This is a genomic window from Streptomyces sp. NPDC002156, assembly GCF_053593675.1.
In genome coordinates, this window is record NZ_JBSFDA010000226.1 from 1 (window position 1) to 13,566 (window position 13,566).

8 protein-coding genes are annotated in these 13,566 nt (G+C 71.3%); 3 read left to right on the top strand and 5 right to left on the bottom strand.

Annotated elements, in window-relative coordinates; all coding sequences use genetic code 11:
- Nucleotides 1–547: 547 nt before the first annotated feature.
- Nucleotides 548–1,096 carry a MarR family winged helix-turn-helix transcriptional regulator gene (locus ACWCRB_RS45080; RefSeq protein ID WP_451001614.1) on the bottom strand — a complete coding sequence of 183 codons (549 nt, stop codon included), beginning with the start codon at nt 1,094–1,096 and terminating at the stop codon, nt 548–550.
- Between the two features lie 147 nt (nt 1,097–1,243).
- Here ACWCRB_RS45080 and ACWCRB_RS45085 point away from each other — a divergent pair, with 147 nt between their 5' ends.
- Nucleotides 1,244–2,518, top strand: coding sequence for an MFS transporter (locus tag ACWCRB_RS45085; protein ID WP_451001615.1), 1,275 nt, complete (start codon nt 1,244–1,246; stop codon nt 2,516–2,518).
- Nucleotides 2,519–2,549: 31 nt separating this feature from the next.
- Here ACWCRB_RS45085 and ACWCRB_RS45090 read toward each other — a convergent pair whose 3' ends face one another.
- The 3 genes from ACWCRB_RS45090 to ACWCRB_RS45100 form a co-directional block, all read right to left on the bottom strand.
- Nucleotides 2,550–3,380, bottom strand: a complete 831-nt coding sequence (locus ACWCRB_RS45090) for a class I SAM-dependent methyltransferase (RefSeq protein ID WP_451001616.1) — start codon at nt 3,378–3,380, stop codon at nt 2,550–2,552.
- 62 nt (nt 3,381–3,442) lie between these two features.
- On the bottom strand, nt 3,443–5,122 hold the full coding sequence (locus ACWCRB_RS45095) for a SpoIIE family protein phosphatase (protein WP_451001617.1): 1,680 nt from the start codon (nt 5,120–5,122) through the stop codon (nt 3,443–3,445).
- A 227-nt stretch (nt 5,123–5,349) separates the two neighbouring features.
- Nucleotides 5,350–6,741: an NAD(P)/FAD-dependent oxidoreductase gene (locus ACWCRB_RS45100; RefSeq protein ID WP_451001618.1), complete on the bottom strand. Its 1,392-nt coding sequence runs from the start codon at nt 6,739–6,741 to the stop codon at nt 5,350–5,352.
- A gap of 380 nt (nt 6,742–7,121) precedes the next feature.
- Between ACWCRB_RS45100 and ACWCRB_RS45105 the strand changes: the two genes are divergently transcribed.
- Nucleotides 7,122–7,907: a TetR/AcrR family transcriptional regulator gene (locus ACWCRB_RS45105; protein WP_451001619.1), complete on the top strand. Its 786-nt coding sequence runs from the start codon at nt 7,122–7,124 to the stop codon at nt 7,905–7,907.
- 187 nt (nt 7,908–8,094) lie between these two features.
- Nucleotides 8,095–10,083: a sigma-70 family RNA polymerase sigma factor gene (locus ACWCRB_RS45110; RefSeq protein WP_451001620.1), complete on the top strand. Its 1,989-nt coding sequence runs from the start codon at nt 8,095–8,097 to the stop codon at nt 10,081–10,083.
- A 16-nt stretch (nt 10,084–10,099) separates the two neighbouring features.
- Here the strand turns inward: ACWCRB_RS45110 and ACWCRB_RS45115 are convergent, their stop codons facing one another.
- On the bottom strand, nt 10,100–13,444 hold the full coding sequence (locus ACWCRB_RS45115; protein ID WP_451001621.1) for a BTAD domain-containing putative transcriptional regulator: 3,345 nt from the start codon (nt 13,442–13,444) through the stop codon (nt 10,100–10,102).
- Nucleotides 13,445–13,566: the final 122 nt, after the last annotated feature.

The window sequence follows — 13,566 nt, forward strand, 5'->3', positions numbered from 1 at the left end:
CGTTGATTTTTGGCACGCTGTTGAGTTCTCAAGGAACGGACGCTTCCTTCGTACTCACCCTCTCGGGCTTTCCTCCGGGCAGTTTCCCTTCGGTCCTGCTATTTCTTTCTGGTCTTGCTTTTCCGACTCTATCAGACCGTTTCCGGATCCGATTTCCTCGGTGCTTTCCAGGTTTCCGCTTTCGCGTTTCCCTTTCCGGCGGTTCCGACTCTATCAGATCCTTTCGGGCCTGATTCCCAGTCAGCGAGGCTTGTCTTCCCGGCCGTTGGGCCGTTCCGACGTCTCAAACCCTAGCGGATCCTCTCGGCGATTCCCAATCGGGCCGTCGAGCTGATCGAACTCCATCACGCCTCATTCGAAATGAATTCGGGCACGCCGAAATCATCCCGGCTGGGAGATCGTTCTGATGGTTTGGGTTGCCGCTGTTGCGGCGGAGGTGCTGCCGCAGAACCGTTACGGCCCCGTGGCAACCCGGAGAACTTTACGGATCGGGGAGGGGGATGTCAAGCGCCTCCATGTCATCCCCTGCCCACCCCTGTCAAGATCTTTAGTCGAGGTCGCTGAGTCGCCCGCCGGCGTCCGGCTGGGCGTGCTCCACGCGGCGCAGGAGCCGGGTCAGGACGTCGCCGAGCCTCGTGCGCTCGTCCTGGGAGAGGTCCTGGAGGAGATCCTCCTCGAAGACCGTGGCCATGCGCATCGCCTCCAGCCACTTCTCGCGGCCCTCGTCCGTCAGTTCCACGATCACGCGGACCCTGTTGGACTCGTCGCGCTCCCTAGTGACCAGCCCCTCCGTCACCATCCGGTCGATCCGGTGGGTCATCGCGGCCGGCGTCAGGCCCAGCCGCTTCGCCAGGTCGCTCGGGCCCATGCGGTAGGGCGCACCGGCCAGCACCAGCGCCTTGAGCACCTCCCACTCGGCGTTGCTGATGCCGAGCGTGGCGGTCTGGCGGCCGTACGCGACGTTCATACGCCGGTTCAGCCGGCCCAGGGCCGAGACGATCTTCTCGACCTGGGGGTCCAGGTCCCTGAACTCGCGCTGGTAGGCGGCGATCTGCTCATCGAGCGTCGGCTCGCCGACGGCGGGGGTGTCACCCATGGGAGCAGTGTCCCATGTGCGCGCTTGGTGTTGAAGTCCTTCGAGGTGTACTGTTCAATTCTTAACTTTAGCTTCGAAGTCTTCACACCTAACCCCTTCGGTAGGCGTACGACTTCGCGATCAAGGCAGGTGAAAGTGACCAGGGCGATGGGCGCAGCGATGCGCCGGATCCATGTGGGCAACGCACTCAGCGCGTTCGGGCTCGGCTTCACCGTCCCCTATCTGTACGTCTATGTGGCGCAGGTGCGGGGACTGGGAGCCATGACGGCGGGTCTCGTACTCGCCGTCTTTGCCGTGGCCGCGCTGGTCGTGCTGCCGTTCGCCGGGCGGGCCATCGTCCGGCGCGGCCCGCTGCCGGTACTGCTCGTCGCCCTGGTCACCGCCGCCGTCGGCGCGCTGAGCCTCGGGCTCGCCGCCAACGCGACCGCCGTACTCCTCGCCGCGGTGGCGCTGGGGGCCGGGCAGGCCGTGATGCAGCCGGCGCTCGCGACGATGATCGTGGACTTCTCGTCGGCGGAGACGCGGTCGCGGGCCTTCGCGACCCAGTTCTTTCTGCAGAATCTCGGCCTCGGCGTCGGTGGGCTCATCGGCGGGCATCTCGTGGACACGACGCGGGCCGGGTCGTTCACCCTGCTGTTCTCGATCGAGGCGGCGATGTTCCTGCTGCTCGCCGTGATCATGGCGACCGTACGGATGCCTCGTTCGGCGCGGATCGACGGTGCGCCGGCTCAGGCCAAGGGCAGCTGGAAGCAGTTGCTCGGGAACCGGGCGATGGTGCAGCTGTGTGTGCTGGGGTTTGTTCTTTTCTTCGCCTGTTATGGGCAGTTCGAGTCGGGGCTGAGTGCGTACGGGGTCGAGGCGGCCGGGATCTCGACGTCCACGCTCGGGTCGGCGCTGGCGGCGAACACCGCGGTGATCGTGGTCGCGCAGTTCGCGGTGCTCAGGTTCGTCGAGCGGCAGAAGCGGTCCCGGGTGATCGCGGCCGTGGGGATTCTCTGGGCCGTCGCATGGGGTGTGGCCGGGTATGCAGGGCTCGGGCACGGCAGCCAGGCCATGGCGACCGCCGCGTTCGTGTCGACGTACGCGCTGTTCGGGCTCGGGGAGGCGATGCTGTCGCCGACCGTCGCGCCGCTGGTGGCCGATCTCGCGCCGGCCGGGCTGGCCGGGCAGTACAACTCGGCGTTCGCCCTGGTGAAGCAGCTCGCGCTGGCCGTGGGTCCGGCGGTGGGCGGACCGCTCGGGGCCTCGCTGCACGCGCCGTACATCGTGATGTTCCTGCTGTTCTCGCTGGGGATCAGCGTCCTCGCCGTACGGCTGGGGCGGCTGCTGACCCCCGTACAGAATCAGCCGTCTCTGGCGCGGCGGAGTCGGGTGGTCGCGCAGGGTGGGGCTCCGGTGGGGGCCGGTGTGCCTACTACGTAGTAGTAGGCACTGGCCTCGGGCCTCCTCTGGTTCAGCGGGTTGCTGTGGTCAGGGTTGCGGTGAAAGGGAGCGTTGCCGAGCCGTCGGGGGCCGTGTGGGCGGCCAGGGTTCTGCGGATCGTTTCCGCTGCCTCGGCGAAGGCTGCCTCGCCGCCCGTCTCCTCGATCGACTGGCCCCAGGGGACGGCCGCGAGGTGGCCCGCGGCGAAGTCAGCGAGGTCGGGGAAGGCGATCGTGAAGGTGACTTCGCGGGTCGTGATGTCGTGGAAGCCGGCCTTGGTCAGGGCGGCGGTGACGCGGTCGGCGGGGCAGGAGAGCGAGGTGGCGAAACGTGCCTCCGCCTCCTTGGTGCCGTGTTCGGTGACCGCCTTGAGCTGGGCCGCGAAGTACGGGGAGCGGTCCGCGGGCGGGGTCCAGGCCGTGGCCGTGAATCGGCCGCCCGGGCGGGTGACGCGGGCCGCTTCGGTGAGTGCGGCCTCCAGGTCGGGGAAGAACTGGATGCCCTGTTGGCAGAGGACCGCGTCGAACGAGTCGTCCGGGTACGGGAGTTTGTCGGCCGGGGCCAGGGTGAACTCGATGTCCGGGTACATCCGGGGCGCGTGGCGGGCGGCGGTCCTGAGCATGCCCTCCAGGAGGTCGGCGGCGGCCACGTGGCCCGTGGGGCCGACCTGGGCGGCGGCCGCGCGGGCGACGAAGCCCGTGCCGCAGGCCAGGTCGAGGACCTGGGCGCCCGGGAAGAGGTCGGCGGCCTCGACGACCGCGGTGACGAAGGGCGCCATCAGAGGGGCGCTGTAGCGCTCGTAGTGCTCCGTGGCGTCGTGTGTGGCGTTGTCTTTGAGGGGGAAACCTTTGGGATCTGCCATGCAGGAGCTACTAGCAGGTGGTCGTGGGTTCGCCTAGGGGACGCGCGGGCCCTCTCTACGGCCTACTTGCTCCCCGGCAGCACGAACTCGCACCACACCGCCTTCCCGCCCCCCGGTGTCCGGCGTGAGCCCCAGCTCGTGGCGATCGTCGCGACGATGGCGATGCCCCGGCCCGATTCGTCGCCGGGTTCCGCCGTGCGGCGCAGGGGGAGGTGGTCGTCGCCGTCCGTGACCTCGACGATGAGGCGGCGGTCGGTGCGACGCAGGCGCAGGCGCATCGGGGGTGTGCCGTGCTGGAGGGAGTTCGCGACCAGTTCGCTGGCCGCGAGGACACCCACGTCGTGCAGTTCGGTGGGGAAGCGCCAGCTCGTCAGGACGCCGGAGGCGAACGCACGCGCGCGTGGGGCCGCTTCGATGCCACCGAGGAGTTCCAGGGCCGCGTTGCGGAACAGGTCGCTGTCGGGGCCGGTGCGGGCCGGGTGCTGGAGGACCAGGACGGCCACGTCGTCGTCGTGGTCCGCGGTGACGCCCGCCGAGCGGACCAGGCGGTCGCAGACGACCTGGGGGCTGCCCGTGGCGCCCGACAGGGCACGCTCCAGGGCGGCGATGCCCTCGTCCAGGTCCTCGTTACGGCGTTCCACCAGGCCGTCGGTGTAGAGCACCGCCGTTGAGCCGGGAGTGAGTGGGATCGAGCCCGAGGCGTGCATCCAGCCGCCCGTGCCGAGGGGCGGGCCCGTCGGTTCGTCGGCGCGCAGGACGGCGCCGCTCTCGTCGCGGACCAGGATCGGCAGGTGGCCCGCGGAGGCGTACACCAGCTTGCCCTCGTTCGGGTCGTGGACGGCGTACGCGCAGGTGGCGATCTGGTTGGCGTCGATCTCCGTGGCGAGGCCGTCGAGGAGCTGGAGGACCTCGTGCGGGGGGAGGTCCAGGCGGGCGTACGCGCGGACCGCCGTACGGAGCTGGCCCATGATCGCTGCCGCGCGGACGCCTCGGCCCATGACGTCGCCGATGACGAGGGCCGTGCGGCCGCCGCCGAGGGTGATGACGTCGTACCAGTCGCCGCCCACCGCCGCTTCCGTGCCGCCGGGCTGGTAGACGGCGGCGACGCGGAGGTCGTCCGGTTCCTCCAGTTCCTGGGGGAGGAGGGAGCGCTGGAGGGTGACGGCGGTCTGGCGCTGGCTGCGTTCGCTGGCGCGCAGCCGTTCGGCGGCCTCGGCGTGGTCGGTGACGTCGGCGGCGAAGATGAGGACGCCGCCACTCCCTTCGGGAGTGGCCGTCACGTCGACCGGGGTGCACGTGATCGTGTACGAGCGTCCGCTGTGGGCCTTGCGGGACTTGACCGTGCGGGGCTTGGAGCTGCGCAGGACCTGGTCCAGGAGGGGCAGCAGGCCCAGTTCGTCGAGTTCGGGGGCCGCCTCGCGCGCGGGGGCGCCCTCGGGGCGTACGCCGAAGGCCGCCGCATAGGCGTCGTTGACGTACGCGATGCGGTGGTCGGGGCCGTGGACCAGGGCCACCAGGGCCGGGATGCGGTCGAGGACCTCGCGCGTGGGGAGGTCGTCGACGGCGGGGAGGCAGGGCGCCTCGTCGGTGAGCTGCTCGGCGCGGGCGGCGGGGACGGAACCGGGGCCGGAGCCCTCGCCGAGCCGGTCCGGCAGCCGGTCCGGAGTGATCGTGTGATCGGTCCGCGCTGCGGCGCGGCGCTGCGTTCCGGGAAGGCGGGCGCTCCAGCGCGTGAAGTTCACGAATCCTTGCCTCGGGTTCGTCGGCACAGGCCGGCAGCGGGTCGGCCGGAGGTACGGGGGGCGTCCCCCGGGAGATACAGCACTTACGGAAAGCCTCGTGGAGAGAAGGAGGGTGGAGAAGGGGCGAGAAGTGTGTGCGGCGAGGTGTGGAGCCAGTCTGGCAGTGGGGCCGACCCGGGCCGACATCCTTCAGACGCCGGCCGGGTCCGTGGAGTTCCTGGATCCGGTCAGGACGACCCCTTCGGGTCCTGATTCGGGTTCTGGTTCGGGTGTTGAGAAGACTTCCCACCGGCCGCGAGTTCGAACTCCGCGCGGGGATGTTCGAGCGAACCGAGGGAGACGATCTCCCTCTTGAAGAGTCCCGACAGGGTCCATTCGGCGAGTACCCGGGCCTTGCGGTTGAAGGTGGGGACCCTGCTCAGGTGATAGACGCGGTGCATGAACCAGGCAGGGTAGCCCTTCAGCTTGCGCCCGTAGACGTGTGCCACGCCCTTGTGGAGTCCCAGGGAGGCTACTGAACCGACGTACTTGTGGGAGTACGTTTCGAGCGGTTCGCCCCGCAGGGAGTGGGCGATGTTGTCGCCGAGGACCTTGGCCTGGCGTACCGCGTGCTGGGCGTTGGGGGCCGTCTCCTTACCGGGTTCCGTGGCGGTGACGTCGGGGACGGCGGCCGCGTCTCCCGCGGCCCACGCGTGCGGGGTGCCCTCGATGCTCAGCTCGGCGGTGCACTTCAGGCGTCCGCGCTCGTTCAGGGGGAGGTCGGTGGCGGCGAGGAGCGGGTGCGGTTTGACGCCGGCGGTCCACACGACCGTACGGGTGGGGAAGCGGGCGCCGTCGCTGAGGACGGCGGTCCGGTCCGCGCAGGAGTCGAGGCGGGTCTCCAGGCGTACGTCGATGTTGCGGCGGCGCAGCTGGGTGACGGTGTACTTGCCCATCTCCTCGCCGACCTCGGGCAGGATGCGGCCCGATGCCTCGACGAGGATCCACTTCATGTCCTCGGGCTGGACGTTGTGGTAGTAGCGGGCGGCGTAGCGGGCCATGTCCTCCAGCTCGCCGAGCGCCTCGACACCGGCGTAGCCGCCGCCGACGAAGACGAAGGTCAGGGCCGCGTCACGGATCGCGAGGTCGCGGGTGGAGGAGGCGATGTCCATCTGTTCGATGACGTGGTTGCGCAGGCCGATGGCCTCCTCGACCGTCTTGAAGCCGATGGCGTGTTCGGCGAGGCCGGGGATCGGCAGGGTGCGGGAGACCGAGCCGGGCGCGAGGACGAGTTCGTCGTACGTCAATTGCTCGGCGCCCGTTCCCTCTTCCGTGGTGGCGAGGGTGGTCACGGTCGCGGTGCGTTTGGCGTGGTCGATCGCGGTGACCTCGCCGACGACGATCCGGCACCGGTCGAGCACCCGGCGCAGCGGTACGACGACATGGCGGGGTGAGATGGAGCCCGCGGCCGCCTCCGGGAGGAACGGTTGATAGGTCATGTACGGGTCTGGCGTGACGACTGTGATGTCGACCTGGCCCCGTTTCAGCTCCTGCTGGAGCTTCCGCTGGAGGCGCAGGGCCGTGTACATACCGACGTAGCCGCCGCCGACAACGAGAATGCGCGCACGTTCCTTCACCATCCCATGACGCACCCAGCGCTGGCGTTTGTCCACAGGCCCGACAATTTGTGTGACCGGCGGGCGGTCGGTCGCAACCTTGCCCGAATCGCCGGCGTGCGGGGCAGGACCGCAGGTCAGCGGGTGTGAGCCGGGTGACAGGAAGGGGCGCAACCGGGACGTATCCGACCCGTACTCCGATCGGGCGCCACCCCGTGCGGAACGTGCCCCTTCTGAATTGACCCTCGCTCAACTATGTTCGTAGGTCGACGGGGTGTAGGGGGATGCGCTCTTTCGGGTCCGTTCTGCGACGGGTGGGCCCGTGGTTCAGTGCTTGTTCCGCACGCTCCGGCTGCCAATGACGGGGAGTCTCCGGGGGGAGACGTCATTACCGGGGGAACGTTATGCACATTCAGGATTCTCGTTGGACGACCGCGTCCGCCATCGCACCAGGCGGACCGATCAGCGCGGCGGCGGGCAACGGACGCGGTGAAGGATCGCGTTCGGCGCCGCTGCGCGTGGACGCACAGCGCAATCTGGAGCACGTGCTGCGCGCGGCACGTGAGGTCTTCGGCGAGCTGGGATACGGCGCGCCGATGGAGGACGTGGCACGGCGCGCACGAGTGGGTGTCGGCACGGTGTACCGGCGCTTCCCGAGCAAGGACGTCCTGGTCCGGCGGATAGCCGAGGAGGAGACCTCCCGGCTGACCGACCAGGCACGTGCGGCGCTCGGGCAGGAGGACGAGCCGTGGTCGGCGCTGTCGCGCTTCCTGCGGACGTCGGTGGCCTCGGGCGCCGGTCGGCTGCTGCCGCCGCAGATACTGCGGGTGGGCGTCGCGGACGACGACGGGTCCGGCTCCGGTGACATCGGCTTCGACGAGGCTCGGGTGCCGCAGCAGCGGTCCCAGCACATGGGTTCCGGTTCCGGGGAGCTGCGGCTGGTCTCCGAGGACGCCGCGGCTGCCGCTCTGGCGGACGACGCGGGTGCGACGGCTCTGCTCGACGTGGTGGGCCGGCTCGTGGAGCGGGCGCGCGAGGCGGGCGAACTGCGGCCGGACGTGTCGGTGTCGGACGTACTGCTGGTGATCGCGACGGCCGCGCCCTCGCTGCCGGACGCCGCGCAACAGGCGGCGGCCTCTTCGCGGCTGCTGGACATCCTGCTGGAGGGGTTGCGGTCGCGGCCCCTGTGACGTCCAGGCATGTGTCGGCCGAGCGGCGCCCGTTCGGGTGAACGCTAGTACCTCATTGCGGGAAGTCCCCACGGACGAGTGGTTGGTCCGTCCCAGGGGGTCCTGAACAAAAGCCAATATGGCACTCTGGCCCGGTGTTCGGGACTCGATGCACAGGCAGCTGTGCAGGCGGCGGGGGCTTTCCGCGATGAGCGTTGACGGGCGGGACGAGTCATTCGGTGACGGCGACCCGGAGACCGGCGGCGAGCTGACCTCGCACCAGGTGCCGAGCCAGGGCGGGCCCGCCTCCGGGTATCCGGAGTACCTGGACGACCCGACGGAGAACAGCGTCCCGGCGCAGCGCGGGGGCAGCGTGCTGCCGCCCCGCGCGGACAGTGTGCTGCCGCCGCCCATCGAACTGCCGCCGTCCGACACCGACCTGATCGGGCGGATGCGCTCGGGCGACGACACGGCGTACGAAGAGCTGTACCGGCGTCACGCCGACGCCGTACGCCGGTACGCGCGCACCTGCTGCCGCGACGGCCATACCGCCGACGACCTCACCGCCGAGGTCTTCGCCCGCATGCTCCAGGCGGTGCGCGGCGGCTCGGGGCCCGAGTACGCCGTACGCGCCTATCTGCTCACCAGCGTCCGCCGGGTCGCCGCGAACTGGACGACGTCGGCGAAGCGCGAGCAGCTGGTCGACGACTTCGCGGTGTTCGCGGCGCAGGCCTCGCGCGGCTCCGAGATGTCCACGATGTCCGACAACACTGCATCCATTGGCTCCTTCGGAGCGGGGCTGGACCTGGGCGCGGACGTCCGCGCGATGCACGAGGCCGAGCAGTCGATGGCCATGCAGGCGTTCCGGTCGCTGCCCGAGCGGTGGCAGGCCGTGCTGTGGCACACCGAGGTGGAGGACGAGTCGCCGAGCGAGGTCGCCACCCTCTTCGGGCTGGACGCCAACGGCACGCGCGTGCTCGCCAGCCGGGCCCGCGAAGGGCTCAAGCAGGCCTACCTCCAGGCCCATGTCAGCGCCACCCTCGCCACCGACGAGGAGTGTTCCCGCTACGCCGACCGGCTCGGCGCCTACGCGCGCGGGGGCCTGCGCACCCGTGCCGAACGGGGGCTACGCAAGCATCTGGAGGAGTGCGCCAAGTGCCGGCTGGCCGCGGGCCAGATCAAGGAGGTCGCGAGCGGCATCCCCGCCGTCGTACCGATCGCGGTCATCGGCTGGTTCGGCGCCGCCGGGTACGCCAAGGTGGCCGCGCTGGTCGCCGGGGGCGCCGGAGCGGGTGCGGTGGGCGTCGGCGGCGCGGCGGCCGCGGCGAGCGGTTCGTCGTCCGGCGGGGCCGGTGGTGGCGCGGCGGCCTCGGAGGGGCTGGGCGCGCCGGTGAAGGCGGGGATCGCGGCGGGCGTGGTCGCCGTCGGGGTCGCGGTGGCGGTGGTGTTCGCGCTGGCCAACAAGAACGTTCCGGAGGAGAAGGACCAGGCGGTGGACCGGCCGCCCTCGTCCGCTCCGGTGGCCCAGCCGGCGGCGCCGACACCGAGCCCGAGCCCTACGCCCACGACGCCCGAGCCGGCGCCGCCGGCCCTGGTACCCGCCGCCGCGCCCAAGCCCACCCCGACCCCCACACCGACTCCGTCCCCGACGCCCACCCCGAGTCCCACGCCTACCCCCACGCCGACTCCGACGCCCAGCCCGACGCCGACTCCCACGCCCACTCCCACCCCGACGCCGCCCGCTCCCCCGCCGCCTCCCGCCCCGGCCGACTACCAGTGGAACGAGCTGGAGTACGGCGTCTTCGGGGACGGCACCAAGCCCGAGATGCGGCTCGGCGAGAGCAGTTGGGTGTGGCAGCGGTGGGGGGTGTCGATCGCGGACAAGCAGTACGAGCACGGGGTGACCGTCCACGGGGAGTCCTCGGTCACCATCGATCTCAACCGCGACTGTGCCTCGTACGACGCCCTGGTCGGTGTCGACGACATGACGCTGGGCCTCGGCCAGGTCCGCTTCTCGGTGTTCGCCGACGGGGAGCGCATGTGGCGGTCCGAGCTGATCCAGGGCGGCCAGGAGGCCGTGCCCGTGCACGTCGACCTCACCGGGCGCAAGACGATCCGCCTGGTCGTGGAGCCCCACTCGGCGCTCGACTCGGTGGCGCTCGCGGACTGGGCGGAGTCAAAGTTCATGTGCCGGTGACGGAGGTGGCGGGCGCTCAGGTGGCCGAGGTGTCCAGCTGGGCGAGTTCGTGGAGGACGTCGTCCACGGTGAGTGCCGATCCGGTCGTACGTTCGGACTCGTACCGTTCCGCTCCCAGGGTGGTGCGGGCCCTGCTCTGCGTCTCCTCCGCCCGTCCGCGCTCCGGCATCGGGCGCGGGCGGCCGCCCCGCCAGCTGTCGGAGGCGGCGAGCAGGCGGACCGCGCGCGGCAGGTCGTCGAGGCGGGCCAGCAGTCCCGCCAGGGCGTCCACGATCGCCGCCGTGACCACCTCGGCGCAGCCCCGCGCCACGGCCTCGCGCAGGGCGGCGGTCAGTTTCGCCGCTCCCCGCTCCGGACCGTGCTCCTCGGCCATGACGAGGGCGTCCATCGCGTTCAGCCCCGCCATGAACTGCGGCGGCGGTGTGCCCCGGGCGATCTCCGCGCGGGACTGCTCGCACATCGCCCGCGCGCCGGCGACATCCTGGTCGTCCAGCGCCAGCTGCGCCCGCAGCAGCAGGACGAACGCCCGGGAGTCCGCCACCCCGGAACGGTCGGCCGCCGCACTCGCCTCGTCCAGCGCGGCCAGCGCCCTGACGCGGTCGCCCTCGCGGTAGGCGATCTCGGCGAGCCGCGCGATCAGAAACGGTGCCTCGGCGTGGGCGCCCACCTCGCGGGCGAGCCGCAGCGCCTCCTCGTACTCCCCCTCGGCCTCCTCGAAGACGCCACGTGCCATGGCGGCCTCCCCGGCCGCGCTGCACACCTGGGCCCGCAGCCAGCGGTCGCCGACACGGCGGCTGAGCACGCGCAGCTCCGCGAGGTCGTCGTCCACACCCCGGCCCAGCAGGCCGCCGGGCGAGTCGACGACCATGTGCGTACGGAACATCAGGCTCGCGGCGACCTCCCAGTCGCCGCCGTACGTACGGCAGTTGGCGATCACCGTGTCCAGGGCGGCGGCCACGTCCGGGAGGCTGGGGCGGGGTGTGCCGGTGCCGTCGGGGGGCGGGGAACCGGGTCCGTCGGCGTCGGCGAGGATGGTGAGCGGCCAGGCGAGACCCGGCAGGCGGGCCGCTTCCGGGCCGCCGCGCTCGAAGTGGGCGCGGACCTCGCCGACACGCTGGTGCCAGTTCTCGCCTCGGGGTGCGGCGATCGGGTCCGCGTCGACGGCCAGGAAGATGTGGAACATGCGGACGTTCATCCGAAGGTTCGTGTGGAGGCTTGTGTGTCGGGGCTGAGTGTCTGCCGCGTCTGCGGAAGTCCCCAGGTTCACTATCCGCGTCAGCCATTCCATGGCCTCCCGGCGGAAGTTGCGCAGCCACCAGAACCAGCCCATCGCGAGGGCCAGGGCGGCGGCCTCCTCCTCGTCGCCGTCCCTGATCGAGCGGTCGAGGGCCGCCCGGATGTTGTCCAGCTCCGTCTCCAGGCGGGCGATCCACGGGAGTTGCTCGGCGGAGCGGAGCAGTGGTTCGGCCTTCTCCACCAGCGCGCGCACCCACGCGCGGTGCCGTCGCTCGACGGCGGCGCGCTGCTCGGGGGCCTCGGCGGCGCGCTCGGTGGCGTACTCGTGGATGGTCTCCAGGAGGCGGTAGCGCATGCCGGGTGGCTCGGTGCCGGGTGCGTCGCCTTCATGGGGTTCGCGTGCATCGGGTCCGTGCGGGGTCGCGACTATCAGGGACTTGTCCACGAGGGCGCCCATGAGGTCGGCCGCCTGGCCGCCGCACACCGCCTCCGCGGCGGTGAGGTCCCAGCCGCCCGCGAAGACGGAGACCTCGCGCAGGACCGTCCGCTCCCGCTCGTCGAGCAGGTCCCAGGACCAGTCGACGACCGCGCGCAGGGTCTGCTGGCGGGGCAGTACCGTGCGGCTTCCGGAGGTGAGGAGGCGGAAGCGGTCGTCCAGGCGGTCGGCGATCTGACGAGGGGTGAGGAGCCGCAGGCGGGCGGCGGCCAGCTCGATGGCCAGGGGCAGTCCGTCGAGTCGGCGGCAGATCTCCGCCACCGCCTCGGTGTCGCGGAGGGCGGTGTCCGCGTCGGGGCGTACGGCGGCGGCGCGCTCCTCGAAGAGGCGGCGGGCCGGGTAGGGGAGCAGGGGCTCGACCGGGCGCACCGACTCGCCGGGCACGCCCAGGGGTTCACGGCTGGTGGCGAGGATCGTGAGCCCGGGGCAGTGGGTGAGCAGGGTTTCGGCGAGTTCGGCCGCCGCGTCGATGACGTGTTCGCAGTTGTCAAGGATCAGGAGTTGGCTGCGCGGGGCGCAGTACTCGATGAGCAGGGCGAGCGGGTCGTCCTGCGGGGTCGTCAGCTCGGTGGTCATGAGCACGGTCTCGCGCAGACCGAGCGCGCTGACCACCGCGCCTGGGACCGCCTCCGGCCGGTCGAGCGGGGCCAGCTCGACGAGCCACGCCTGGGGGAGGCCGGCGGCGGCCTCCTCGGCGAGACGGGTCTTTCCGGAACCGCCCGGTCCGATGAGGGTGACGAGACGGGTCCTGTGCACATCCGAACGGATGGCCTCGATCTCGGGTTCCCGGCCGACGAAAGATGTCAGACGGGGGCGAATGTTGCTGTGGCGGTGGGGGTGGGGGCGGCAGTTTTCAGCGGGGGCGGGGGTGCGAGTGGCGTTGTGGGTGGGGGTGGGGATGGTCCGCTGGGGTGGTTGGGTCAGCAACTCCTTGTGCAGGGTCCGTAGTTCCGGGCCCGGGTCCGTGCCCAGGCCGTCCGCCAGGGTTCGGCGGGCCGTCTCGTACGCGGCGAGGGCGTCCGCGCTGCGGCCCGTGTCGCGCAGGGCGCGGATGAGGAGGGCGTGCAGGGGTTCGTCGTACGGGTGGGCCTGCGTGAGTTCCTGCAGCTCCGGTACGGCGTCGGCTGCCCGGCCGAGTCTCAGGTTCGCCTCCACGCGCGCGTGTGTCGCCTCGCGGCGCAGGGCCTCCGGGCGGGTTGCGGCGGTGCGGTCGGGGAGGTCGGCGAGGGCTGGGCCGCGCCACAGGGCGAGGGCCTCGGAGAGGGTGCGCGCGGCGGTCGTGGGGTCGGCGTGGTCCAGGGCCGCCTTGCCCTGTCGTACGAGGTGTTCGAAGACGTGGAGGTCTATGTCGTCCCGGGTCGCTGTGAGGCGGTAGCCGCCGGGGTCCGAGGTGATGGTGTCTTTGCCGAGGGTGCGGCGTAGGCGGCCGATGAGGGCCTGGAGGGCGGCGGGGGCGTCCTTGGGCGGGGTGTTCGCCCAGACCTCGTCTATCAGGGTTTCGGGGGTGGTGGTGTGGTTGGGGCGGAGGGCGAGGGCGGTGAGGAGGGCTCGTACTCGGGGGCCGCCTATGGGTATGGCTGTGCCGTGGTCGTCCTGGGCCTGGGTGACGCCCAGGATTCTGTACCGCACGGGCCTATTCTCGCCCCCGCCGCCCTTACCCGTTCCCATCCCTGGGGGCTGCGCCCCCAGACCCCCCTTGTCGCGCTGAACGCGCTCGTCCTCAAACGCCGGACGGGCTGAGTGGGTGGTGC

What these genes read in the sequence shown, in the direction of transcription:
- ACWCRB_RS45110 (WP_451001620.1), top strand. Translation starts at nt 8,095, where the DNA reads ATGAGCGTTGACGGGCGGGACGAGTCATTCGGTGACGGCGACCCGGAG.
- ACWCRB_RS45100 (WP_451001618.1), bottom strand. Translation starts at nt 6,741, where the DNA reads ATGGTGAAGGAACGTGCGCGCATTCTCGTTGTCGGCGGCGGCTACGTC.
- ACWCRB_RS45105 (WP_451001619.1), top strand. Translation starts at nt 7,122, where the DNA reads ATGCACATTCAGGATTCTCGTTGGACGACCGCGTCCGCCATCGCACCA.
- ACWCRB_RS45080 (WP_451001614.1), bottom strand. Translation starts at nt 1,096, where the DNA reads ATGGGTGACACCCCCGCCGTCGGCGAGCCGACGCTCGATGAGCAGATC.
- ACWCRB_RS45085 (WP_451001615.1), top strand. Translation starts at nt 1,244, where the DNA reads ATGGGCGCAGCGATGCGCCGGATCCATGTGGGCAACGCACTCAGCGCG.
- ACWCRB_RS45090 (WP_451001616.1), bottom strand. Translation starts at nt 3,380, where the DNA reads ATGGCAGATCCCAAAGGTTTCCCCCTCAAAGACAACGCCACACACGAC.